At 45.0% G+C, this 25,666-nt stretch carries 22 protein-coding genes, 6 tRNA genes and 1 pseudogene; 1 reads left to right on the forward strand and 28 read right to left on the reverse strand.

What is annotated here, in order from left to right; genetic code table 11:
* Positions 1-89: 89 nt before the first annotated feature.
* From dacA to miaB, 19 genes are all read right to left on the reverse strand, one after another.
* On the reverse strand, positions 90-1,298 hold the full coding sequence (dacA, locus tag Xedl_RS39650) for a D-alanyl-D-alanine carboxypeptidase DacA (protein ID WP_074022336.1): 1,209 nt from the start codon (positions 1,296-1,298) through the stop codon (positions 90-92).
* 177 nt (positions 1,299-1,475) lie between these two features.
* Positions 1,476-2,453, reverse strand: a complete 978-nt coding sequence (gene rlpA, locus Xedl_RS39655; protein ID WP_074022337.1) for an endolytic peptidoglycan transglycosylase RlpA — start codon at positions 2,451-2,453, stop codon at positions 1,476-1,478.
* Positions 2,454-2,465: 12 nt separating this feature from the next.
* Positions 2,466-3,578, reverse strand: a complete 1,113-nt coding sequence (gene mrdB, locus Xedl_RS39660) for a peptidoglycan glycosyltransferase MrdB (protein ID WP_074022338.1) — start codon at positions 3,576-3,578, stop codon at positions 2,466-2,468.
* A gap of 16 nt (positions 3,579-3,594) precedes the next feature.
* The gene (gene mrdA / locus Xedl_RS39665) at positions 3,595-5,505 is read right to left on the reverse strand and encodes a peptidoglycan DD-transpeptidase MrdA (protein WP_074022339.1); all 1,911 of its coding nucleotides are present in this window, start codon (positions 5,503-5,505) and stop codon (positions 3,595-3,597) included.
* 36 nt (positions 5,506-5,541) lie between these two features.
* Positions 5,542-6,012, reverse strand: coding sequence for a 23S rRNA (pseudouridine(1915)-N(3))-methyltransferase RlmH (gene rlmH, locus Xedl_RS39670; RefSeq protein WP_047769160.1), 471 nt, complete (start codon positions 6,010-6,012; stop codon positions 5,542-5,544).
* A gap of 2 nt (positions 6,013-6,014) precedes the next feature.
* Positions 6,015-6,341 (reverse strand): ribosome silencing factor, encoded by a 327-nt coding sequence (rsfS, locus tag Xedl_RS39675; protein WP_074022340.1) that lies wholly within the window; start codon positions 6,339-6,341, stop codon positions 6,015-6,017.
* A gap of 95 nt (positions 6,342-6,436) precedes the next feature.
* Positions 6,437-7,177, reverse strand: a complete 741-nt coding sequence (gene nadD / locus Xedl_RS39680; protein ID WP_083600254.1) for a nicotinate-nucleotide adenylyltransferase — start codon at positions 7,175-7,177, stop codon at positions 6,437-6,439.
* Positions 7,170-8,201 (reverse strand): DNA polymerase III subunit delta, encoded by a 1,032-nt coding sequence (holA, locus tag Xedl_RS39685; RefSeq protein ID WP_074022341.1) that lies wholly within the window; start codon positions 8,199-8,201, stop codon positions 7,170-7,172. The genes nadD and holA overlap by 8 nt, the downstream gene beginning before the upstream one ends.
* On the reverse strand, positions 8,198-8,758 hold the full coding sequence (gene lptE / locus Xedl_RS39690; protein WP_074022342.1) for an LPS assembly lipoprotein LptE: 561 nt from the start codon (positions 8,756-8,758) through the stop codon (positions 8,198-8,200). Before lptE ends, holA begins: the two co-directional genes overlap by 4 nt.
* A gap of 18 nt (positions 8,759-8,776) precedes the next feature.
* On the reverse strand, positions 8,777-11,359 hold the full coding sequence (gene leuS, locus Xedl_RS39695; RefSeq protein ID WP_074022343.1) for a leucine--tRNA ligase: 2,583 nt from the start codon (positions 11,357-11,359) through the stop codon (positions 8,777-8,779).
* A gap of 198 nt (positions 11,360-11,557) precedes the next feature.
* On the reverse strand, positions 11,558-12,283 hold the full coding sequence (locus tag Xedl_RS39700; RefSeq protein ID WP_074022344.1) for an amino acid ABC transporter ATP-binding protein: 726 nt from the start codon (positions 12,281-12,283) through the stop codon (positions 11,558-11,560).
* Positions 12,283-12,957, reverse strand: a complete 675-nt coding sequence (gene gltK, locus Xedl_RS39705) for a glutamate/aspartate ABC transporter permease GltK (RefSeq protein ID WP_074022345.1) — start codon at positions 12,955-12,957, stop codon at positions 12,283-12,285. The genes Xedl_RS39700 and gltK overlap by 1 nt, the downstream gene beginning before the upstream one ends.
* A gap of 3 nt (positions 12,958-12,960) precedes the next feature.
* Positions 12,961-13,701: an amino acid ABC transporter permease gene (locus Xedl_RS39710; protein ID WP_074022346.1), complete on the reverse strand. Its 741-nt coding sequence runs from the start codon at positions 13,699-13,701 to the stop codon at positions 12,961-12,963.
* 117 nt (positions 13,702-13,818) lie between these two features.
* The gene (locus Xedl_RS39715) at positions 13,819-14,706 is read right to left on the reverse strand and encodes an amino acid ABC transporter substrate-binding protein (RefSeq protein WP_143187365.1); all 888 of its coding nucleotides are present in this window, start codon (positions 14,704-14,706) and stop codon (positions 13,819-13,821) included.
* A 420-nt stretch (positions 14,707-15,126) separates the two neighbouring features.
* Positions 15,127-16,656 (reverse strand): apolipoprotein N-acyltransferase, encoded by a 1,530-nt coding sequence (gene lnt, locus Xedl_RS39720; protein WP_074022348.1) that lies wholly within the window; start codon positions 16,654-16,656, stop codon positions 15,127-15,129.
* Positions 16,657-16,667: 11 nt separating this feature from the next.
* A complete protein-coding gene (corC, locus tag Xedl_RS39725) occupies positions 16,668-17,549 on the reverse strand; it encodes a CNNM family magnesium/cobalt transport protein CorC (RefSeq protein WP_074022349.1) in 882 nt (293 codons plus the stop codon).
* Positions 17,550-17,619: 70 nt separating this feature from the next.
* A complete protein-coding gene (ybeY, locus tag Xedl_RS39730; RefSeq protein ID WP_074022350.1) occupies positions 17,620-18,087 on the reverse strand; it encodes an rRNA maturation RNase YbeY in 468 nt (155 codons plus the stop codon).
* Positions 18,084-19,061 (reverse strand): PhoH family protein, encoded by a 978-nt coding sequence (locus Xedl_RS39735; RefSeq protein ID WP_422645896.1) that lies wholly within the window; start codon positions 19,059-19,061, stop codon positions 18,084-18,086. Before Xedl_RS39735 ends, ybeY begins: the two co-directional genes overlap by 4 nt.
* Positions 19,062-19,154: 93 nt before the next feature.
* On the reverse strand, positions 19,155-20,585 hold the full coding sequence (miaB, locus tag Xedl_RS39740) for a tRNA (N6-isopentenyl adenosine(37)-C2)-methylthiotransferase MiaB (protein WP_074022352.1): 1,431 nt from the start codon (positions 20,583-20,585) through the stop codon (positions 19,155-19,157).
* A 206-nt stretch (positions 20,586-20,791) separates the two neighbouring features.
* Between miaB and ubiF the strand changes: the two genes are divergently transcribed.
* Positions 20,792-21,982, forward strand: coding sequence for a 3-demethoxyubiquinol 3-hydroxylase (gene ubiF, locus Xedl_RS39745; protein ID WP_074022581.1), 1,191 nt, complete (start codon positions 20,792-20,794; stop codon positions 21,980-21,982).
* 35 nt (positions 21,983-22,017) lie between these two features.
* On the opposite strand, the pseudogene Xedl_RS39750 reads toward ubiF, so the two are convergent.
* The 9 genes and pseudogenes from Xedl_RS39750 to nagA form a co-directional block, all read right to left on the reverse strand.
* Positions 22,018-22,089, reverse strand: a pseudogene (locus tag Xedl_RS39750) (IS630 transposase-related protein); the annotation flags it as partial.
* Between the two features lie 332 nt (positions 22,090-22,421).
* Positions 22,422-22,496: transfer RNA gene (locus Xedl_RS39755), tRNA-Gln, on the reverse strand.
* Positions 22,497-22,510: 14 nt separating this feature from the next.
* A tRNA-Met gene (locus tag Xedl_RS39760) sits at positions 22,511-22,587 on the reverse strand.
* 41 nt (positions 22,588-22,628) lie between these two features.
* Positions 22,629-22,703: transfer RNA gene (locus tag Xedl_RS39765), tRNA-Gln, on the reverse strand.
* A gap of 83 nt (positions 22,704-22,786) precedes the next feature.
* A tRNA-Gln gene (locus tag Xedl_RS39770) sits at positions 22,787-22,861 on the reverse strand.
* 69 nt (positions 22,862-22,930) lie between these two features.
* Positions 22,931-23,015, reverse strand: a tRNA-Leu gene (locus tag Xedl_RS39775).
* Positions 23,016-23,020: 5 nt separating this feature from the next.
* A tRNA-Met gene (locus Xedl_RS39780) sits at positions 23,021-23,097 on the reverse strand.
* 154 nt (positions 23,098-23,251) lie between these two features.
* A complete protein-coding gene (gene nagC, locus Xedl_RS39785) occupies positions 23,252-24,475 on the reverse strand; it encodes a DNA-binding transcriptional regulator NagC (protein ID WP_074022353.1) in 1,224 nt (407 codons plus the stop codon).
* A gap of 12 nt (positions 24,476-24,487) precedes the next feature.
* Positions 24,488-25,645: an N-acetylglucosamine-6-phosphate deacetylase gene (gene nagA / locus Xedl_RS39790; protein WP_074022354.1), complete on the reverse strand. Its 1,158-nt coding sequence runs from the start codon at positions 25,643-25,645 to the stop codon at positions 24,488-24,490.
* Positions 25,646-25,666: the final 21 nt, after the last annotated feature.

The raw sequence follows: 25,666 nt of genomic DNA on the forward strand, positions 1-25,666 counted from the left end.
AATAGTGCATAATGGTTGATTTGCCGTGGCGTGATAATTTTTTAACGATATCTAATTTAATATAGGCTCAATATCTGGCTTTCAAGAGATCAGCCGAACCAGTGATGAAACATCAGTCGAATATAGTCGATCATGCGGCTGAAAAAGCCACCTTCTTTCACTTCCTGCATCACAACCAATGGACGTTGTTCAATGGTTTTACCATCAAGCTGGAAGTTGATCGTTCCAACAACTTGATTTTTAGCAAGCGGTGCATGCAGCTCGGTATTGTTCAATACATAGCTGGCTTTCAGGTCTTTCAAACGGCCACGGGGAATAGTCAGGTAAACATTTTTGTCAACGCCCAGTTGAACCTTATCAGTATCACCGAACCAAATTGGCTCTGAGGCAAATTCTTTACCGACTTGCAGTGGTGAAACCGTTTCGAAGAAACGGAAGCCCCAGGTCAGTAATTTTTTGCTGTCGGTTTCACGTCCTTTGGCGGTTGGGCTACCCATCACCGCAGAAATCAGGCGCATATTGCCTTCGGTAGCAGAAGCAACAAGGTTATATCCTGCACCGTTGGTATGGCCTGTTTTGATGCCATCGACATTCAGGCTCTTATCCCATAGCAAACCATTACGATTAGGCTGATGAATGTTGTTGTAAGTAAAGTCTTTTTCTTTATAGATAGCGTATTCATCTGGCACATCGCGAATTAGTGCCCGACCAATCAACGCCATATCATGGGCAGAGCTGTATTGACCGTTAGCATCCAAACCATGAACGGTTTGAAAATGGGTGTTTTTTAACCCCAGATTTTGTACATATTGATTCATCAAACTGACAAATGCATCTTGGCTGCCTGCGACATAATCTGCCATAGCAACACAGGCATCATTGCCAGATTGCAAATTGATACCGCGAGAAAGCATAGCGACAGAAACTTGATCGCCCGGTTTTAAAAACATCAGGGACGAGCCTTTAAATACCGGATTACCCGTTGCCCAGGCATCTTTACCGACAGTAACAATATCGTCCGGTTTGATTTTTCCTGATTTGATGGCCTGACCAATGACGTAGCTGGTCATCATTTTGGTCAAACTTGCGGGATCGCGGCGGATATCTGCATTCTTTTCGGCTAATACCTTTCCTGAATCGTAATCAATCAGAATATAGGCTTCTGAATCCAGTTCTGGTACACCGGGGATCATGGTCTTGAAATTATCATCCGCGTAGGCAGATGCGGAAACGCTGGCAGCCAGAACAACACCTAACGTGGCTCTTTTAATAAAACGGGAAGTAACTATATATTTCATGGTTGATTAGATAACATCCGTGAGAGAGGGATTGATAATAAGTGACATAATAACAAATGAAAAAAAAGCTGACATTAAACAAAACTGAGTACAGCCGATTTATCTGCCTGCTGACAGGAAAAGATCAGCAGGCGGTGATGCTATTTATCTCGCGTTATCGTGACTGTGGTGCATAAATCAGGGAGCAACAATAAACGAGGATTGATGCATCTCATCTGTCAATTTTTTTTGTAATTCCATCGCTTGCTGGCGGCTATTGAATGGCCCCAGTTGGACGCGATAGACGTTACCAAATTGGATAATACGCCCTTGAACATTAAAGCGCTGGCTCAATGACTGTTGCCATTCTTTGGCTTTTTGTTCAGCGCTGATTGCGCCTACTTGCACCATATAACCGCTTGTTGGTGCAGGCGCAGGTGATGTAGTGGAAAATGTAGTGGAAGATGGCGTAACAGGCTGATTCGTCGTATTTTTAGCCGAACTTGGTTCATCTGGTGGTTGCTTGACTGTATTTTCGTCAGCAGAACTGCTTATTACAGCAGGAGGCGTTGATGATTGTGATTGAGAAAGAAGATTAGGTCTTTCAGGTAAGGCAAAGCTCTTTTTAACAATCGTTGCTCCTTCGGTTCCCAAACCGGAAAGTGAGCCATCAGGTGAAACGAGGATACCATCCAATTTCACTTTGCTTTGTGGCATCAAATTGAGCCGCTCTGCTGCTGCATGAGATAATTCAATGATTTTCCCTGGCTTATTGTAAGGACCTCGATCATTGATTCTAACAATCATCATGCGTCCATTGCTTAAATTGGTGACACGAACATAACTTGGAATAGGCAGTGTCGGGTGTGCTGCCGCTAAAGCATAGGAGCTTGCTCGTTCACCAATTGCTGTCAGTTTTCCATTGGATTCTTCACCGAACCAACTGGCATAGCCTGTCTGGGTAAAGTGAGCGGGATCTTGCACTATGTGATAGGTTTGCCCATCCCGCTGATAATCTTGGTTGGCACTTGGATGGTAAGGCTCATATTGAGGCTCTGCGCCCAAAACATCACGAGTTGGAACAGGGGGAAGAGAAGATGTCCGATGGTTATCGGTTATTGTACAACCTGATATCAGTACAGCTACGATGCTAAGTATAAGCCACTGTTGACGCATGAAACTTCTTCCTCATAAACTTTTGGACAATAATTTACGATGCGTGTGTATCGACATGATAATGCCGAACCCCGCCATTAAGACAATTAATGCTGATCCCCCATAACTAATCAACGGCAGGGGAACACCGACTACCGGCAGGATACCGCTTACCATGCCGATATTGACAAAAACATAGACAAAGAAAATCAGTACCAATCCTCCGACCATAACTCGGCCAAAAGTATTCTGTGCTTTGGTTGCAATAAACAATCCACGCATAATAACCAGCAAGTAGAGTACCAGCAAAACCAGGACGCCAATTAACCCCAGCTCTTCCGACAGAACGGCGAAAATAAAGTCGGTATGTCGCTCTGGTAGGAATTCTAATTGCGATTGAGTGCCTTGCAACCAGCCTTTTCCAAACATTCCTCCGGAGCCAATAGCAATTTTGGACTGAATGATATGGTAGCCTTTGCCCAATGGATCACTTTCTGGATCTAATAGCATCATAACGCGAGCGCGTTGGTAATCATGCATCAGGAAGAACCACAAAATTGGGATGAAACAAGCCAGCAGTAAGACGGCAACGCCAATGAGTTTCCAATTCATCCCCGCCAGAAATAGGATGAATATCCCAGAAGCGGCAATCAGAATAGAAGTGCCTAAATCGGGTTGTGCTGCTACCAGCAGAGTAGGGACAAAGATCAAGACCAGCGCAATAGCCGTATTTTTCAGCGAAGGTGGACAGAGGTCTCGATTCATAAAGCGAGCCACCATTAAAGGTACGGCGATTTTGGCAATTTCTGACGGCTGGAAACGTACAATGCCCAGATCCAGCCAACGCTGTGCCCCCTTACTAATCTGGCCAAAAACATCAACAAAGATAAGCAGAACAACGCAGACAATATAGAGATAAGGCGCCCAATTTTCGTATACACGTGGAGGAACCTGAGCCAAGACAAGCATCACTATCAGACCCATGATGACCTGTCCTATTTTTCGCTCCATCATATCAATGTCTTGCCCACTGGCGCTCCACATAATGAAAAGGCTGTAGACCAGTAATACCAAAACACATAGCAGTAATGGAATATCGATATGTAGTCGGGTCCAGAAAGGAACCTTGTTTGATGAGTCTGTCATGGTGTTACTCAATTAATTAGTTTCTGTTCTGGGTCGCTTGATTTACTCCTGTCTGCGCAGAGGCGTTGACAGGAGAGCGGTTTTTGTTATCCCTGAGTAAAATATGATCCAGAATTTGACGAACAATAGTGCCAACAGGTGGCCCGGAACCACCATTTTCAAGAATGATGGAAATGGCAACTGTCGGGTTGTCATAAGGCGCAAAGGCAATCATCAGTTTATGGTCACGCAGATGTTCAGCAAGTTTACTCGCATTGTAGGTTTCATAACTGAAAACCTGAGCAGTACCTGATTTAACGGCCGCTTTATATGGTGTACCGGCAAAGGCTCTGCGCGCTGTACCATTTGGGGCATTGGCAACACCGTACATGCCATCTTTAGCAATTTCCCAATATCCTGAATGAATATCCCCAATCGGTTCGCTGGCTGGCGACTGGTAAGGTTGCATTTCGCCATTTACACGAGTATTCATCAAGAAATGGGGTGTTTTCACTACGCCATCGTTAATCAAAATCATTAAGGCTTTTACCATCTGCATAGGCGTTGCAGTCCAGTATCCTTGACCGATACCAACGGAAATCGTATCGCCTTGATACCACGGTTTTTTATAGCGTTTGAGTTTCCATTCACGGGTAGGCATATTGCCAGGGTTTTCTTCTTTCAGATCGATACCCGTGAATTGACCATAGCCGAATTTTGTCATCCATTCAGACAGTTTATCGATACCCATATCATAGGCGACTTGATAGAAAAAAGTATCTGCCGATTCAACAATCGATTTATGCACATTCAGTTTGCCATGTCCCCAGCGTTTCCAGTCACGGTAACGCTTTTCTGAGCCTGGCAGTTGCCACCAACCAGGATCATTGATTGTGGTGTTCTTGGTGATGACATCACTACTGAGGGCTGCAACGGCAATAAAAGGCTTCACTGTTGATGCTGGTGGATAAGCACCTTGGGTGGCTCGGTTAATTAAGGGGCGATTGGGGTCATTGAGCAGAGATTTATAGTCCTGACTCGAAATACCATCGACAAACAGATTCGGATCATAGCTTGGGTTGGACACCATAGCCAAAACCTCCCCTGTACGCGGATCGGTAACAACAACACCTGCGCGGCTGGTCGTTAGTATCCCTACAATATAGGTTTGTAACTCTAAGTCGATTGACAGGTAAATATCTTTGCCAGCCTGTGGCGGTTGTTCATGTAGCTGGCGGATCACTTTACCGCGGTTGTTGACTTCGACTTCCTCATAACCCGGTTTGCCATGCAGGACAGATTCATAATAACGTTCAATGCCCAGTTTTCCGATATCGTGGGTAGCTGCGTAGTCCGCCAGAATACCCTCTTTTTCTAGTCGTTCTACATCTTTATCGTTGATTTTAGCGACGTAGCCGATCACATGGGTGAGTGCGGAACCGTAAGGGTAATAGCGGCGTTGGTAGCCTTTGATCTCCAGTCCCGTAAAGCGATATTGATTGACGGAGAATCGAGCAACCTGAACTGGGGTCAATGATGTTTTTAGCGGAATAGAGGTAAAACGGCGTGCGCGCTGACGCTCTTTTTTGAAGGTTTCAATATCTTCATCAGTCAGGCCAACGACGGAGCGCAGTTCATTTAATGTTTTCTCAAGGTCAGCGACTTTTTGTGGCACGATTTCTAACTGATAAATAGTTCGGTTAGCCGCCAGCGGGGTGCCATTACGGTCATAAATGATGCCCCTGCTTGGGGCTATGGGAACGAGTTTAATACGATTTCCATTCGATCGGGTCTGGTAATCTTCGTGGCGCGTAATCTGGAGATGATAAAGATTGGCAAACAGGATGCCTGTTAAAATAATAATACCTATAAACGCCACGAATGCGCGGCGTATGAATAGGGCTGATTCAGCCGAATGATCGCGAAAAGAGGTTCGTTGATTCTTCATCCCATTGCCAGAATTCACGGTGTCAGATTACCCAATTTATTCCCGATGATAAGGGTGGTTAGTCGTGATGCTCCACGCCCGATAAAGGCTCTCCGCAACCAGAACTCGTACAAGGGGATGCGGCATGGTTAAAGGAGAAAGTGACCAGCTTTGTTCCGCGGCTGCTTTGCAGGCAGGAGCCAAACCTTCAGGGCCGCCAATTAACAGGCTGACATTTCTGCCATCCAGCTTCCAGCGTTCAAGCTGTTGTGCCAATTGCGGGGTATCCCAACGAGAACCAGGAATATCCAGAGTCACAATACGATTACCTTTACCAACGGCAGCCAGCATCTGTTCACCTTCTTTTTCCAGAATGCGTTTGATGTCAGCATTTTTGCCCCGTTTCCCCGCAGGAATTTCAATAAGCTCAAAAGGCATATCCTTGGGGAAACGATTCAAATAATCCATAAAGCCGGTCTGTACCCAGTCCGGCATTTTTGTTCCTACAGCGACCAGTTGTAACTTCAAACTCAGCTCCAGAGTTTTTCCAGTTCGTACATACGGCGGCTGTCTTCTTGCATGACATGGATCATGATTTCGCCGAGATCGACGACTATCCAGTCTGAAATGCCTTGCCCTTCAACACCTAAAGGCATAATGCCGGCTTGGCGACAGTCATCCACCAGATTATCTGCCACAGACATCAGATGGCGATTGGATGTTCCGGTGCAGATAACCATGCAGTCAGTAATACTGGATTTCCCACGAACGTCTATAGAAACAATATCTTGTGCTTTGGAATCTTCAAGTTTATCAATAACAAATTGTTGTAGTTCTGTGCCTTGCAAAAGGATCACCTTTATTTCATAAAATTGGTTGAGTAACGCAGAATAATAGCATGCCAATCTCTATAAAAGTAAGCGAGTTAGCTGCAAATCACCGCATGATTTCGTTATTTCTTATATAACCCCTGTGAATCGATATAATTTTGTATTGATGGGGGAAGTAAATCATCACAGCTCATTCCTTGCTGGTGACGCTGGCGAATATCCGTTGCGGAAATGTTTAACAACGGAGTGGCAGCCAGGTAAATATAGCCGTGTGGTTTTTGGCTCAGAAGGAGTGGAGAAGCAATTTGGTGCTTTTCAAGCCACGATTGCATTCCTGGAGCCGAAAGTTGACTTTGATAACCCGGACGGGAGCAGACCAACAAATGACAAATGTCGAGCAATTCCTCCCACTTATACCAGGTATGAATAGTTTGTAATGAATCCTGACCAATGATGAATGCCAATGGATGGTGTTCACCGATTTCCTGACGGAAGGATTTCAGGGTTTCTACTGTGTAAGAGGGCGTTTGCCGCTCTAGCTCACGGGTATCCACGGTAAACAGAGGGTTATCCTGTACCACCAGACGAACCATTTCCAGTCGTTGTTGGGAGGTCGCCTCCGGTTGAGGGCGGTGCGGGGGAACATGATTCGGCAATAAGATGACCTGCTTGAGTCCTGCTAATTGCGCCAATGCTTCCACAGGACGCAAATGACCATAATGGATAGGATCGAATGTACCACCGAATAAAGCCTGAATAACCGGAGAATTCCCATTGGTTGCAGAATCAGTGGCATTGTTTAGGGCAATAGTTGTTGAATCAATATCTTGATTGATATTGATTGGATCAGTAGATTCAAGCATTCAGGAAGCTCTCTGGTAATGGTTTTCCGCATAACAACATGGAAAGCGTTTCCAGGTCAGCCCAAATGGATTGGCTATAATCCTGTTTGACGCACAGTTCCATTTGGGTCAACAAATGTATGGCAGATTGCAGTTCTCGCTGTGACAGGCGCTGTAGTGCGGTTGACAGCAATGTTCTGCGATTTTGCCAAATCTTGTGTTGATCAAACAAAGTCTTCAAAGGGACGGTCGTATATTGACGTTTAAGTACCAGAAGCAGCATTAACTCCCGCTGTATAGTACGGAGTAAAATAATCGTCTCGGTATCTTCTTGCCGCAGTTGTTTCAGTATATGCCATGCCCGTTTTATTTTTCCTGTCAGCAAAGCATCAACCCAATGATAGGGCGAAAAGTGAGCCGCATCGTTGACCGCTTCTTCAACGCGAGGAAGTGTCAGTCGATTATCAGGGTAGAGCAGGGAAAGGCGTTCCAGAGCCTGAGCCATTGCCAATAGGTTTCCTTCATAACAATAGCAGAGTAATTGATTGGCTTCATTTTCCAGTAATAGCCCCATGTTTTTGGCACGCTGTGCCACCCATTGTGGCAGGCGATTTTGCTCAGGTGTTAAACAACTGACATATACCCCATTTTGCCCAATCGCTTTGAACCACGGGCTATTTTCCTGTGCTTTGGTTAGTTTGTGTCCACGCAATATCAGCAGGATATCTGAATGCAGCAACCCTGACAGTTTGGTTAACCGCTCTGCCATTGCAGCATTTGGGCCATTTTCTGGCAGCAGCAGGTTGAGTGACTGGCGACTGGCAAACAAGCTAAGTGACTGGCACAGGCTAAAGATTTCATCCCAATCGGTATGGTTATCCAATGTAAAGGTGAAATGCTCCATAAGGCCATGTTGTTCAGCCACCTTGCGGATGCTGTCTTGACTTTCCTGTAATAGTAATGGCTCATTGCCCCATAACAGGTAGCTGCCTCGCAGCTCTTCATTGAGCTGCGAAAGAAGTTGTTCAGGATACAGTCGGATCATTGCTTCTGTGTAGCCGCAGCTTTTTGGGTTGCCTCGGCTTTCAGGAGTTCTGCACTATGGACGGTCAGCAATTGGCGTATAAGCTGACGGGCAGCCTGTTCGCGCATTTCCTGTTTAACCAGTTCATCTTCTGCATCTTTTGCCAGTGCTTCCAAAGGGTTATCGAAAAATGAACGATCAATCTTTGCCCGCAATGGATAGATGCTACCATCTGGCATCAGAACTTGTGCATCAACATTCAATACCAACAGGCGTTCAGCCGCTTTACCATCCTGAAAGATAGAAACTGTCTCTTTGTTCTCATTAGAGCCAACCAGTTTCAGGATAGGGACTGAAGCATCACCATTTTCAATAAGTTTGACATCGTTTAGCCGTAGTTGCTGGCGTACTGCCAGTGCCAAAGGCCCATAAGGGTCACCAGAACTTAATTGCAATGTTTGCAGTTCTTTTGGTACTTGTGTTGTACCCTGAAGATGAAAACCGCAGCCAGCGGTGACTAGCACCGCTAACCCGAGCAACAAGGTGTAAATATGATGTCGTAGATTATTTTCTACCACAAATAGGGTCTCCTGTTATCAGCCTACAACCAGATTCAGTAACTTACCTGGAACATAGATGACTTTGCGGATACTGACGCCTTCAAGGTATTTCTTCACACCGTATTCTTGCATTGCCATCTCTTGGACATACTCTTTTGTTGCATCTGCCGGTACTGTGATGCGACCACGAACCTTACCGTTAATTTGGATAATGACCAGTTTAGTATCGTCTACCATTGCCTGCTCATCAGCTTGTGGCCATGCAGCGGTGTCTATGTCATCCTCATTACCAAGTGCTTTCCACATGACAAAGCAAGCGTGTGGTGTAATCGGTGAAAGCATCCGTACAACCGCAGTGACTGCTTCTTGCATCAGAGCACGATCTTGCTCTGTTTCTTGTGGCGCGCGAGTTAGTCTATTCATCAGCTCCATAATGGCCGCAATGGCGGTGTTGAACGCTTGACGGCGACCAATATCGTCAGTGACTTTCGCAATGGTTTTGTGTAAATCACGGCGCAGATCTTTTTGCTCTGTAGTCAGGTTGCTGACATCCAGAGGCTGGGTGGTTCCTTTATTGCTGTGTTCATGAACCAGACGCCAAACACGTTTCAGGAAGCGGTTAGCCCCTTCCACACCAGATTCTTGCCATTCCAGAGTCAGTTCCGGTGGTGCAGCGAACATCATGAACAGGCGAACGGTGTCAGCACCGTATTTATCAACCATAATTTGTGGATCGATGCCGTTGTTCTTGGATTTCGACATTTTGCTCATGCCGGTATAAACCAGTTCATGACCATCTTTATCCATTGCTTTTACAATACGGCCTTTCTCGTCGCGCTCAACAATGGCATCAGCCGGAGATACCCAGACTTTCTCGCCGCTGTTGCCAGTGTAGTAGAAGGCATCAGCCAGAACCATGCCTTGGCACAACAGGCGCTTGGCAGGCTCATCAGAGTTGACCATACCCGCATCGCGCATCAATTTGTGGAAGAAACGGAAGTACATCAGGTGCATGATAGCGTGTTCAATACCACCGATGTATTGATCCACTGGCAACCAATAGTTGGCCGCAGCCGGATCCAACATCCCTTTATCATAATCTGGGCAGGTATAGCGTGCGTAATACCATGAGGATTCCATAAAGGTATCAAAGGTATCGGTTTCAAGCCGTGCTGGCTGGCCGTTGATGGTTGTTTTTGCCCATTCAGGATCCGCTTTGATTGGGCTGGTGATCCCATCCATTACAACATCTTCTGGCAAAACTACCGGTAATTGATCTTCTGGAACAGGAATAACAGTGCCATCTTCCAGTGTTGCCATTGGTATTGGCGCACCCCAATAACGTTGACGAGAAACGCCCCAGTCGCGCAGGCGGTAATTGACTTTACGTTGTCCGACACCCATTACAACCAGTTTGTCTGCGATAGCATTGAAGCCTTCTTCATGGCTCAAACCACTGAATTCGCCGGAGTTGACCAGTGCATTTTTGTCAGTAACAGCCGCTTCCTGAACGTTTGGTACATTGCCATCATTGTCAAGAATAACGGCTTTTATTGGCAGGTTGTACTTAGTGGCAAATTCCCAGTCACGTTGATCGTGTCCTGGAACAGCCATCACCGCACCTGTGCCGTATTCCATCAGGACAAAGTTGGCAACCCAGATAGCGAGTTTTTCGTTGGTTAATGGGTGAATGACAAACATGCCTGTTGGCATACCTTTTTTCTCCATTGTTGCCATATCAGCTTCGGCAACTTTGGTATTACGGCATTCGTCGATAAATTTCTCTAGTTCAGGATTATTTTCCGCAGCCTGTTTGGCCAGAGGATGACCCGCCGCCACAGCGACATAGGTTGCCCCCATGAAGGTATCCGGGCGTGTGGTATAAACGGTGAGTTTTTCCTGGCTGTCAGCAACATTGAACGTGATTTCGACACCTTCAGAACGGCCAATCCAGTTACGCTGCATGGTCTTGACCTGTTCCGGCCAATCTTCCAGTTTATCCAGATCGTTTAGCAGCTCTTCTGCATAATCGGTGATCTTGATGAACCATTGTGGGATCTCTTTACGCTCAACCTGGGTATCACAACGCCAGCAGCAACCATCAATAACCTGTTCATTTGCGAGAACCGTCAGGTCATGCGGGCACCAGTTAACTGCGGAAGTTTTTTTGTATACCAGATCTCTTTCGTACAATTTAGTGAAAAACCACTGTTCCCAGCGATAGTACTCTGGTGTACAGGTGGTGACTTCACGATCCCAATCATAACCAAAACCCAGTTTTTTTAACTGGTTTTTCATATAGTCAATGTTGGAATAAGTCCACGGGGCAGGGGCGGTATTATTCTTGACCGCAGCACCTTCTGCTGGCAAGCCAAAGGCATCCCAACCGATAGGTTGCAGTACGTTTTTGCCCAGCATGCGCTGGTAACGGGAAATTACATCACCAATGGTGTAGTTACGGACATGGCCCATATGTAGTCGGCCAGAAGGATAAGGTAGCATGGACAGGCAGTAGTATTTTTCTTTGCTGCTGTCTTCTGTCACTTTGAACGTTTGCTTCTCTTGCCAATGAAGCTGGACTTGTTGTTCTATGTCTTCTGGACGATATTGTTCTTGCATGGCACCGATAATCCTATGGTGAATAATAAAGCTACGCCTTGAGCGTGTTTGGTTTGTTTATGAAATCAAAGATTCCATAGCATAGCTGATAAGGGATAGAAGCAACAACTCTTGTTAAAGGTGGAATGCGGAAAATTACTTATTTTTAGGGAAAATTTAAGATCGGCGGCAGTTTTGCCTTCCGCCGATGAGGAAAAATCAGTGCAGAATTTTCGCCAGAAAATCGCGGGCACGTTCTGATTTTGGGTTGGCAAAGAAATCTTCTTTCTTACTGTCTTCGACAATTTTGCCTTCATCCATAAAAATAACACGATGTGCCACTTTCTTGGCAAATCCCATCTCATGGGTTACCACCATCATGGTCATGCCTTCGTTCGCCAATTCCACCATGACATCCAGGACTTCATTAATCATTTCAGGATCAAGGGCAGAAGTTGGCTCATCAAACAGCATAGCAATCGGGTCCATGCAGAGTGCTCTGGCAATGGCAACACGTTGTTGCTGACCACCGGAGAGTTGGGCTGGGAATTTATCTGCATGGCTGGTTAACCCAACTCGCTCCAGCAGTTTTAAGCCTTTTTCAGTCGCTTCTTTCTTGTCGCGCTTTAGCACTTTAACTTGAGCCAGTGTCAGGTTTTCAATGATCGATAGATGAGGAAAAAGTTCAAAGTGCTGAAATACCATTCCCACCTTGGAGCGCAATTGTGCCAGATTGGTGTTCTTGTCATTGACTTTGGTATCGTTTACTCGAATTTCACCTTGCTGGACAGGTTCAAGGCCATTAACCGTTTTTATCAGTGTGGATTTACCGGAACCAGAAGGCCCGCAGACCACGACTACTTCGCCTTTTTTAACTTCAGTTGAGCAGTCAGTAAGAACCTGAAATTGGCCATACCACTTGGATACATTTTTCAGGGAAATCATCAAACAGTCCTTTTCTTCAAATAGTTAACCAGCATAGAAGCGGAAAAACTAATCACAAAATAAACAAAGCCGGCAAACAGAACCATTTCAATCTGGGTTCCATCGCGCTCACCAATATTCGTTGCTGTACGGAAAAAATCCGCCAGACTCAATACATATACCAGAGAAGTATCCTGGAATAATACAATGCCTTGTGTTAGCAGCAATGGGATCATTGCCCGAAATGCTTGTGGCAGTATGACCAGCCGCATGCTTTGCAATTGAGTCATCCCCAGCGCCAGCGCAGCAGAGGATTGCCCGCGAGAAATGCTCTGGATACCTGCCCGAATTATTTCGGAGTAGTAAGCGGCTTCAAAGAGCGAGAAAGCTACCATTGCAGAAATTAAACGGATATCGGTTTTTGGTGATATACCTAGAATATTTTGTAATAAGTTAGGCACAATGAGATAAAACCACAGTAATACCATCACCAGTGGAACCGAGCGGAAAAGGTTAACATATAGGGCTGCAAACCAGCTCAATGCCTTGATGGATGAGAGACGCAGCATCGCCAGAATGGTTCCCCAGACAATGCCTATGATAACGGCTGTCACGGTAATTTTTGCCGTTATCAACAATCCATCCAGAAGAAAGGGCAAACTTGGTACAATCGAACTCCAGTCAAACTGATACATTTCTTATCGCCCTCCCATATTACCGGGTAAACGTACTTTTTTCTCCAGTATGCTCATGGCAAGCATAATCACCAGGTTGATAGCCACATAAGCCAATGTGATCGCTGTGAACGATTCATAGGCGTGTGCGGAATAATCCAGTAATTTACCTGCTTGGGCAGCCATATCGACTAAGCCGATTGTGGAAGCAATGGCTGAATTTTTCACCAAATTGAGCATTTCCGAGGTCATTGGAGGAATAATTACTCGATAAGCGTTTGGTAGCAGAACGTAACGGTAGGTTTGTGGCAAGGTTAAGCCCATTGCCAGACCGGCGGCTTTTTGTCCTCTTGGGAGTGACTGAATTGCCGCGCGAACTTGCTCGCATACACGGGCAGCAGTGAATAATCCTAAGCAAATGACTGAGGAGATAAAAAATTGAATATTGGGGTCCAGCTCCATTTTGAACCAGTCGCTTAGGTTTTTGGGCAGAAGCTCAGGAACGACCAAATACCAGGTAAAAAATTGGACAATGAGAGGAACATTGCGAAATAACTCCACATAACAAGTTCCAAGTCCGGCAAGGAATTTATTCGGAACTGTACGGAGAATACCAAATAATGAGCCGACAACGAATGCAATGATCCAGGCACAGGCGGAAAGTGCCACCGTCACCTGAAAACCAGAAATAAGCCACCCCAGATAGGTGGTATTACCAAAAGGGGCAGCTTGTAAAAAGATGCCCCAATCCCAATTAGCGGACATAATCGAACTCCCTGATATGGGGTTAGCTGTCATTCATCGAATTGAAATCTGGAAAAAATGAGGCAGGGAACGACTACCTCATATCCGTTTTGCCAATTAAGTCGTAATTTTAGTTATTTAATTCAATGCCTTATCATTTGGTGATTTAAACAAAGCTCGCATTTCATCTGACATAGAGAAGTTTAAATTCAGGTTTTTAGGTGGAATAGGTTCTTTGAACCAGCGATCAAACATTTTTTCTGCTTCACCGGAGGTTTGTGTTTTGGCAATAACGTTATCAATTAATTGCTTAAATTGAGGATCATTTTTGCGCAGCATACAGCCGTATGCTTCTTCCGATTGTGGTTTGCCAACAATGATCCATTGATCGGGTTTTTTGGCTTTCGCGCGTTCACCAGCGAGCAAGGCATCGTCCATCATAAAGGCGACAGCACGGCCTGATTCCAGGGTGCGGAATGAATCACCGTGGTCTTTGGCACTGATGATACGCATTTTCATTTGCTTCTCATCATTGAGCTTATTCAGCAAGATTTCAGACGTTGTGCCGGAAGTCACAACGACATTTTTTCCTGCCAGATCATCAAATCCCTTAATGCCTGAATCTTTTTTGGTCAGCAAACGAGTACCGACGGAAAAGATAGTGTTGGAGAATGCCGCTTGTTTCTGTCGTTCCAGGTTATTGGTAGTAGAGCCACATTCAAAATCGAAAGTACCGTTTTGCAGCAGGGGAATGCGATTCTGGGAGGTAATTGGGATAAGCTTAACTTGCAAATTAGGCACATCCAGCTTTTTCTTGACGGCATCAACAATGAGGTTGGAATAATCCTGGGAATAACCAACGACGTTTTGTCGATTATCGTAGTAAGAGAATGGAACAGAAGATTCTCGATGTCCAACAACGATAATGCCATTATCCTTGATTTTTTTCAGTGTTCCTGTCAATTCCTCAGCATGGGCAGACCCAACTGCGCTAAGTAACATCATGGTTAACATCAAATTACGCATATACAGCTCCTTTATCTGGCTATTTTTTGTGAAATTGGATTTTTTACAGATAACTGTGTTTCTGCATGTTTCTACATAAATTAAGACTGTTGAAACGATTTTTTTGGGTTGTTTTGTTTGTGTGCTGTAAAAAAATAATTCAAAGTGTTACTTTTTTGAAACCATAATGTTTCTATTTCGCGACCTACATCGCACTATAAATAAACAATTTCATTTATGTGTGGTTAAAAAGCGAATAATATTGAATAGTGTTCACACTTTGCGCTATTTGGAGTATTATTCTGTTTTTGCGGGTATTTTATGGTGATGTGTGTGATGGATTTTTATTATATCAGTGATTAAATCGAGGGGTAAGTGAAATCAGGACATAACTAATATGCCCTGACCATGATTAACGTTTCATTAAAAGAAAATAGAAAATTAAGTTTTGCGACGTTTTTTTATAAAAGCAAAGATGAAAAACAGGACGCTTGCACCCCATATTGGTAAATTTCCGAAGCGAAAATAAGGTGTTATTCCTGTGGCTGGCGTTACTTTGGCTTCCAATACCTGTCGGGTAAATTGTGGAAGTTCAGCCTGAATGGAGCCATCAGGGTTGATTACGGCTGTAACACCATTATTCGTTCCTCTTAGCAGAGGACGTCCTAGTTCAAGGGCACGCATCCGTGCCATTTGGAAATGCTGCCAGGGGCCAATGGAACGTCCAAACCAGGCATCATTAGAAACGGTTAGAAGGAACTCTGTGTCAGGTTTGAAATTATCACGTACTTGTTCACCTAAAATAATTTCATAGCAGATAGCCGCAGTAATATTGTGCCCGGCAACAGAAAGTTGAGGCTGAATGTAATTACCTTGGCTAAAAGAAGACATTGGCAAATTGAATAACGGGGCTAGTGGTCGCAGTATTGATGCCAATGGCACAAACTCACCAAATGGTACTAGGTGATGTTTGTCGTAGCGGGTTAGCGCGGGGTATTGGTAAGGTATCTTGTCCCCTAAAACGATAATGCTGTTATAGAATTTATAACCTTCCAATGTTTGTCGGGCATCCACAACGCCAGTGATTAAGCTAGTATTGTGTTCCCTCAATACGGTATCCAATTTAGTCAGGAAATCACTTTGGTTATATTCATAATCAGGAATGGCTGATTCTGGCCAAATGATAATTGGCACTTGACCAATGAAAGGACGGCTGTTATCCAAATAAATATCCAGCGTTTTTCCAAGAACAGCGGGGTTCCACTTTATGGCCTGAGGAATATTACCCTGAACCAAAGCAATATCAGTGGTTTTTTCTGGTTGTAGGGTGTACCACGGGTAGTGCTTCATTGTCCACGGTAACAGTAGCAGTATAGTGGCGAAAATAGCCGCGGAAATTTTTTTCTGGGTGATGGCAAAAACCAGTAGCCCGCTGATCATCATCAGCAAGAAAGTAATACCTTCTACTCCCAGAATAGGCGCGATGGCTTTCATCGGGCCATCAATTTGGCTATAACCAAATTGTAACCACGGAAACCCAGATAACACCCAGCCACGCAAGAATTCTGTCAACTGCCACAGCGCTGGGCTGGCGATAACCAGCCTGATGCTATTAGAAACCGGGAAAAAGCGGTTCAATAAACCAGCAAACAGAGCAGGATAAAGAGCAAGGTAGGCAGATAGCAGGATCACCAAAAAGAGATTGATAGCGGTTGGCATACCACCAAAGTCGGCGATACTGACATAAACCCAGTTTGCGCCACTACCAAATAAGCCCAAACCCCAGCATAAGCCAATAAAGCAAGCTTGACGGGTTGTTCTGTTCAAGGAAAGGATTTGCAGGCCAAAAAGGGAAACAAGTGCGGCAGGCCAGAAATCAAAAGGTGAAAAAGCCAGTGTTCCACTGGCTCCGAAAAAAAGTGCCAGCGCAGCACGTAGCCGCTGGCAACTTATTAATGAGGCTTTGTTCATCCAGATCCTATTTATTGTTTATCAAGGCCAGGAACGTCAGCATCATCCGGTATTTTTACATGAACCTGAATGATTTTACGGCTATCAGACATTGTCACTTTGAACAGGTAGCCATCAATGGTGATGGATTCCCCACGTGAAGGCAGATGCCCAAATGCCTGCATGACTAGCCCACCAATAGTATCAACTTCTTCATCGCTGAAATTGGTGCCAAAAACGTCATTAAAATCCTCAATTTGAGTCAATGCCCGCACTGAATAGGAGTGGCGGTTTAAAGCACGAATATCGTTATCTTCATCATCATCGTATTCATCCTCTATTTCACCTACAATCAGTTCAAGAATATCCTCAATTGTGACCAGCCCCGAAACGCCGCCAAATTCATCGATCACAATCGCCATATGGTAGCGTTGGGAGCGAAATTCTTTCAGCAGGCGGTCAACACGTTTACTTTCCGGCACGACAACAGCCTGACGAAGTACTTTATCAATGCTGAAAGGTTCTGCATTTGTACGCATGAAGGGTAGCAGATCTTTCGCCATTAATATGCCTTCGATGTGATCTTTATCTTCGCTGATCACGGGAAAGCGTGAGTGGGCTGAGTCAATAATAACATCCAGACATTCGTCCAGAGATTGGTTGCGTTTTAAGGTAACGATCTGTGAGCGTGGGATCATAATGTCACGCACGCGTTGATCAGCAATATCCATAACACCTTCGAGCATCTCGCGGGTATCGGGATCGATTAGGTCGTTCTGCTCAGAATCACGGATCAGTTCAACCAAATCATCACGGTTTTTCGGTTCACCGTGAAAAAGCTGATTAAGAAGTGCAAAAAAGCCTTTCTTAGGGTCAGGGTTATCGTTACTTGATGAAGGATGGTCGTCGCTCATGGCGTTTTAATGAAAATTCCCCATATAAAATCGTAGACTATTATGTTTAACATAAAAATGTTGACAAGGGTTATTCTTTTTCCGCGAGATAGGGATCAGCATAACCCATTTTTTTTAGGATCTCTGTTTCCAGAGCTTCCATTTCCTCCGCTTCATCGTCTTCAATATGATCATATCCCAGAAGATGAAGACAGCCGTGAACCACCATATGCGCCCAGTGTTCTTCGGCCGTTTTTTGTTGCTCATCTGCCTCTTTTTCAACAACCTGGCGACAGATGATTAAATCACCGAGTAAGGGTAATTCAACTTCAGGTGGCGCTTCAAATGGGAAGGATAACACATTCGTTGGTTTATCTTTCCCGCGATAAGTGAGGTTTAAATCGTGGCTTTCTGCCTCATCAACCAAGCGGATAGTCACTTCACTTTCGGCCTGAAATTGCGGTAAAACACCTTCCAGCCAGCGCTGGAAAAGGACTTCTTCGGGAAGCCCTGCGGGGTTTTCACATGCAATTTGCAAATCTAGTATAACTGAACTCATTGTGTTTCCTGTCGGCGTTTCTCTGCGAGCAATTTTTTACGTTCCTGTTCCGCCGCTTCCCATGCTTCATAGGCGATTACAACTTTTGCAACCACCGGATGGCGAACAACGTCCTCACTATGTAAGAAGTTAAAACTCAGTTCATCAACATCAGATAAAACTTCAATTGCATGACTCAGTCCTGATTTTTGGCCTCTTGGCAGGTCAATCTGGGTGACGTCACCAGTAATGACTGCCTTAGAATTAAAACCAATACGAGTCAGGAACATTTTCATCTGTTCAATGGTCGTATTCTGGCTTTCGTCGAGAATAATAAAGGCATCATTGAGGGTACGTCCACGCATATAAGCCAGTGGTGCTACTTCAATAACGTTTCTTTCGATCAGCTTCTCAACTTTTTCAAATCCCATCATCTCAAACAGGGCATCGTAAAGCGGGCGCAGATAAGGGTCGACTTTCTGGCTGAGATCACCAGGCAAGAAGCCCAGTTTTTCGCCGGCTTCAACCGCAGGACGGGTTAGCAGGATACGGCGGATTTCCTGACGTTCCAGTGCATCAACCGCCGCAGCGACAGCCAAATACGTTTTCCCTGTACCCGCAGGCCCCACTCCGAATGTGATATCGTGATCAAGGATGTTAGCAATGTATTGCGCCTGATTGGGCGTGCGGGGCTTTACAACACCCCGTTTGGTTTTGATATTGACGGCCTTGCCGTATTCAGGAACGCTTTCTGCTGCTTGTTCCAGCACTCGGCTTTCGGTAATCGCGAGATGAACCTGTTCAGGCTCAAGATCCGGTATCATGCCGCGTATAGGCGCGGTTTCAACATAAAGGTGACGCAGGATCCCCGCGGCTGCACTAACACACAATGGTTTACCTGCCAGTTTGAAACGGTTATCGCGGCGATTGATTTCAATACCCAAACGGCGCTCAAGTTGTTTCAGATTATCATCAAGTGGTCCACACAGGCTCATCAGACGTTGATTGTCTGCGGGTTCCAGAAAGATTTCTTGGGTTGCTACTTGTGAGTGTATTTGTGTCACTGATTATCTCTATGTTAGAGCCTATTAAGGCTGGTAAAGGCCAACGCCGAGTTCATCTTCTTTGCGAGTACGGGCAATGACTGATTCAGGTGACTCATGGATGCGCAGATCCATCTCATCTTCAGTACGGATCACTTTACCACGCAAGGAGTTAGCGTATACGTCAACAATTTCAACATCAACAAATTTACCAATCATGTCAGGCGTTCCCTCAAAGTTAACCACACGGTTATTTTCGGTACGGCCAGAGAGTTCCATGATATTTTTGCGTGACGGACCCTCAACCAGAATGCGCTGTGTAGTGCCAAGCATTGCACGGCTGAAGCTCATCGCTTGTTGGTTAATGCGCTGCTGGAGCAGGTACAAGCGCTGTTTCTTCTCTTCTTCACTTACGTCATCTGGCAAATCGGCGGCGGGTGTTCCTGGACGCGCTGAATAGATGAAGCTGAAACTCATATCGAAGTTAACATCGGCAATCAGTTTCATGGTTTTTTCAAAATCATCCTGTGTTTCACCTGGGAAACCAATGATGAAGTCAGAACTGATCAGGATGTCAGGACGTGCTTTACGCAAACGGCGAATAATACCTTTATATTCTAGTGCAGTATGGGCGCGCTTCATCAGGGTAAGGATACGATCAGAACCACTCTGGACTGGCAGATGCAGGAAGCTCACTAACTCAGGAGTATCTTCGTAGACGGCGATAATATCGTCAGTAAACTCAATTGGGTGGCTAGTGGTGAAGCGAATACGGTCGATACCATCAATAGCCGCTACCAGACGCAGCAGTTCTGCAAATGTACAGATGCCCCCATCAAACGTAGCGCCACGATAAGCATTAACGTTTTGACCGAGCAGATTAACTTCACGTACACCTTGCGCAGCAAGTTGTGCAATTTCGAATAAAATATCATCACAAGGACGGCTGACTTCTTCTCCGCGGGTGTAAGGTACAACACAGAATGTGCAGTACTTATTGCAGCCTTCCATGATGGAAACGAATGCAGTTGGGCCGTCTGCACGAGGCTCAGGCAGGCGGTCAAACTTTTCAATTTCAGGGAAACTGATGTCAACAATCGGGCTGCGGCTGCCTTTGACATGATTAATCATTTCGGGCAGGCGGTGCAGGGTTTGTGGTCCGAAAATAATATCGACGCTAGGAGAGCGCTGGCGAATGTAATCCCCTTCCTGGGAAGCCACACAACCACCCACACCGATAATGATTTCAGGGTTTTTATCTTTCAGGCCTTTCCAGCGGCCAAGTTGGTGAAAGACTTTTTCCTGCGCCTTTTCACGGATTGAACAAGTATTCAGGAGTAAGATATCTGCTTCTTCGGCGACATCGGTTAACTGATAACCGTGAGTGGTTTCCAGCAAATCGGCCATCTTGGATGAATCGTATTCGTTCATCTGACAGCCCCAGGTTTTGATATACAGTTTTTTTATCGTCGACATTTTGTGTTGTATCCGGTGTTTCCAGTGGAATGATGCTTCAACACTGAAAAGTGCAATATATTGCACTTAGTGTATTTAGCATAATATTGTTGGTTATTGTAGTCATTTGAGGCACCAGTGACCAGACTGTAACAGCGGATATTCACAGCCGGAAAGGGAAAATTCCGGTAGACTATTTTAATCAATAAGTTAATGACGTGATGAATATGAATAATCCACAACAAAAATTCGATATCGTTGTCGTCGGCGCAGGTATGATTGGCGCTGCGACAGCATTGGGATTGGCGCAGGAAGGTTGGCGTGTTGCATTATTGGAGCACCAGCCTCCCGCGTCTTATGATGCAGATAGTGAACCTGATGTTCGTATATCTGCGATTAGTTGTGCTTCAGTGGATTTATTGAATCAATTGGGAGCATGGGAAAACGTACTACGAATGCGTAGTGCCCCTTATCGAAAGCTGGAAACATGGGAGCAAAATGATTCGAACGTCGTTTTCGACGCTGAAAGTTTGGGGCTGCCAGAGTTGGGGTATATGGTTGAGAATCGTGTCTTGCAACTGGCATTGTGGCAGGAATTTGAACGTTATCCAAACCTGACATTGATTTGCCCCACTGTTTTGCAATCTATGCAGCGCCAGCATAAGAATAAAACGTGGCTGATGACATTGGCAGATGGCATGGAAATTAACACACGCTTGATTATTGGCGCAGATGGTGCCCGTTCTCAAGTCCGTCAATTGGCGGGTATTGGCAGTAACGGGTGGCAATATCGGCAGTCATGTATGTTGATAACCGTCAAGACCAACCAGCCTCAACAAGATATAACATGGCAACAATTTTTTCCTTCTGGTCCCAGGGCTTTTCTGCCGTTGTTTGATCAATGGGCTTCGTTAGTTTGGTACGATTCTCCTGCTCGTATTCGTCAATTGCAGTCAATGACGATGGCACAACTTGAGCGAGAAATTTTTCAGGCATTTCCCACTCGTTTGGGTAACGTCACCCCGATTGCTGCGGGTTCATTTCCACTGACTCGTCATCATGCCAACCATTACGTACAAGAAGGATTGGTTTTGCTGGGGGATGCGGCTCATACCATCAACCCGTTGGCAGGGCAGGGAGTGAATTTAGGCTATCGGGATGTTGATGTATTACTCAAGGTGCTGACTGGTGCTAAGGAATTATTGGAAGAGTGGGATTCTTTGGCTGTCTTGATGCGTTATCAGCGTCGCAGAATGCCGGATAATTTGGTGATGCAGGCGGGAATGGATTTTTTCCATACCGCATTCAGTCATGATTTGCCAGGGTTAAAAACGGTACGAAATCTGGCATTAATGGCAGCGCAGCGTTCAGGCGTCATGAAAAATCTGGCGCTGAAATACGCATTGGGACTGGGATGAATATTACCTCCTATTAGCCCCTTATGGGGCTAGTTTTGTTCAAAAGTCAACGAATGCTTGTCTTTGTATGCCAATACTCTTTTTCGAAAATCTAAGCTGTAGCCCATCTCATTTTATGCCTTGTCATCTTAGGTTTAGATATTATGTCATATTGATATGATTTAGCTATATCCCTGTTGGTCGATTTATTTCCGTTCGTTTCCAGATGCCGGCAGATTCGTGTGTAATTTGAGATAGGGGAGGTGGGTGATTTGTGGCGTAATGGGCAAAAGTTTTCAGTCGAAAATGATGAGATTTTTTATCTATTGAGGAATAAATGAGGTGGTTTTTGTGGCTCATAAATAGAAAAAACCACCTAAAAGGCGGCTTGCACATCAAAGAATATTTTACCTGTATATTCTTTTTCAACTTGTTAAATAATGTAACTCATTGAAAATACTGGCTGGGGTACCAGGATTCGAACCTGGGAATGCCGGAATCAGAATCCGGTGCCTTACCGCTTGGCGATACCCCAACTGAATTTTTAAATGGTGGCTACGACGGGAATCGAACCTGTGACCCCAGCATTATGAGTGCTGTGCTCTAACCAGCTGAGCTACGTAGCCATTTACGTTAAACGTAATTTTTTTGATAAATCTCATTAATATGGCTGGGGTACCTGGATTCGAACCAGGGTATGCCAGGATCAAAACCTGGTGCCTTACCGCTTGGCGATACCCCATCTGAGTATTATCAATGCAGCCTTTGTTATTCCCAGAGTGCCTAGTTAATTCTAGCTCGTTTTAACTTTCTGTTTCAGTTAAATGGCTGGGGTACCTGGATTCGAACCAGGGCATGCCAGGATCAAAACCTGGTGCCTTACCGCTTGGCGATACCCCACCTGAAACTACAGACTAAAACTTAAAATCGTTACTAAAACACATCGTAAGTACAACCCGATGAAGAAAATGGTGCGGGAGGCGAGACTTGAACTCGCACACCTTGCGGCGCCAGAACCTAAATCTGGTGCGTCTACCAATTTCGCCACTCCCGCAAAGATGGTGGCTACGACGGGAATCGAACCTGTGACCCCAGCATTATGAGTGCTGTGCTCTAACCAGCTGAGCTACGTAGCCATCTTTCTCGCTTTGCCTTCATCGGCGGTGCGGGGCGAATTATGCGTATATCAGACAGATGCGTCAACTGCTTTTTTAAAGAAATATGCACAAAATCGTTTGTTTGTTTGTCTTATAAGCGCTTTGTCGACAAAGTCGGCTAAAACGGTTGAAATTATCCGCCAAGAAGATGTTGTAACAGTACACCATTAAGCATTGCACGTTTCGTTAGGGCGAATGCTCCAATTGCTGAACAGTGATTTAGCTCAGAAACCACCACGGGGAGGTTTTCACGGAATGCTTCTAATACTTGGGTATTGATGCTGCTTTTGATAATCGGCAGTAATACCTGTTCTGCTTCAGTAATTTCTCCGGCAATCACCACCTTCTGAGGGTTAAATAGGTTAATGGCGATTGAGATAGCCTTGCCGAGATAGAGTCCTACTTGTCTGATGACTTCTGTTGCAAGCAGATCACCCGCATTGGCGGCAAGGCAAATTGCATGGATATTGCAATTATTCAAGGCAAGCTGACTTGGAAACCCTTGGCGTAATTGTTGCTGTACTTTAGCTTCTATTGCTGAATTGGACGCAATGGTCTCCAGACAACCAAAATTACCACAATGGCAACGTTGACCCAGAGGATCGATTTGGATATGGCCTATCTCACCCAGATTGCCGCGTTTATTGCGTAAAATATTGTTGTTAACAATGACACCAGCCCCTGTGCCGCGATGGATGCGCACCAGAATGGAATCTTCACAATCGCGTGTTGCCCCGAAATAATTTTCTGCTAATGCAAGGCTGCGAATATCATGACCAATAAAACAGAAAATATTGAAATGTTCTTTGAGGATCTTAACCAGAGGCCAGTTATCTACTTTAATGTGTGGCATATAGCGGATAATACCTTGGTCAGGGTCAACCAGTCCGGGCAGAATAACGGAAATTGCGATCAATTCACGGATCCGGCGCTGGTTTTTGTCGATGAAACTTTCAATGGCGTAAATAATTCGTTTTTCGACTTCATGCTGACTATTTTCCCGCACAGGATAGTGTGCTTCCACTAACGTCTTGCCGCTCATATCGAACAGCGCCACGGTCGCATCATGGCGCCCAAGCCGGACTCCAATAGTATGGAAATGGCGTGTTTCAGTAATAATAGAGATTGCGCGTCTTCCGCCAGTGGAAGCCTGATGTTCGACTTCTTTTATCAGGCCCCGCTCCAATAATTGACGAGTAATTTTGGTTACGCTAGCAGGGGCAAGCTGGCTCTCTTCTGCAATCTGGATACGTGATATTGGCCCATGCTGATCAATCAGCCGATAGACCACCGCACTATTTAGCTGTTTGACGAGATCAATATTACCAATTTGCTTCTGTGCGTTCTCATTACTCATCAATCTTTATACTCACGGTAGTTTGATTTCATTTCCGTTAACAATGGTTTTGCAGATTTTGAAATCGTGAGTAAATGCGGTCAGATTCGCTACCTTGCCAGATTCAATCGTACCGAGGTGTTTATCAATACCGATTGCGCGGGCTGGGTAAAGCGTCACCATTCGCAACGTTTCATCCAAAGCAATACCAACATGCTCCACACTATTTTTAACACAATCAATCATTGTGATTGATGAGCCGCTCAGTGTTCCATTTTCATCAACACATAAGCCATTTCGATAATATATTGTTTTATTGGCAAAGGTAAATTGTTCTATGGCATCGGGGGCAAGTCCGGCAGGAAGGATGGCATCTGTTACCAAAATAAGTTTTTCATTTTTTAATCTCTTGGAATTGCGGACATTTGGCCATGATACATGCATTCCATCACAGATAATGCCGGCATAGACTTCAGGGGAGTCATAAATGGCACTCACCAGCCCAGGCTGACGGCCAGAAATCGCAGGCATGGCATTATATAAATGGGTAGAGAAAGTAATGCCATGTTGGAAGCCATAACGAGCTTCTTCATAGGTGGCATTGGAATGACCCGCAGAAACCGTAATACCCGCTTCGGCCAATTGTCGAATATATTTGCTTTCTACTATTTCCGGAGCAAGGGTGATTTTGGTAATAACATCCGCATTCAGGCACAGGTAATTAACCATTTCAGCGGTGGGTTTGCGGATATAAGCTGTATTATGAGTTCCTTTTTTTATTGGATTGATATAAGGTCCTTCCAGATGCAGCCCTAATGCCTGATTAGGATTTTTTTGCAAATAAGCGCGCATTACTTCAATGGCTTTTATCATTAATTCATCGGGGCTGGTGATGAGGGTAGGCAGGAAACTGGTACAACCGTAGCGCTGGTTGGTTTTCTGCATGGTATGCAGAGTCTCTTCTGAAATATCTTCCAACTGTTCATTAAACTGGACTCCCCCACAACCATTCAGTTGTAGATCAATAAATCCTGGTGCGAGATTTGCGCCATGTAAATCATGTTTTTCAATCTCTTCTGGCAACTCGTTGACCGGACAGACGTGTTTAATCAAACCATCTGCAATAATGACTGCATGGTTATCGAGCCTGTCATATCCGGTATAAATAATGCCATTGGTTAACGCGTACATTGATATCTTAACTCCTGGATC

The sequence above is a fragment of the Xenorhabdus eapokensis genome (assembly GCF_001908105.1).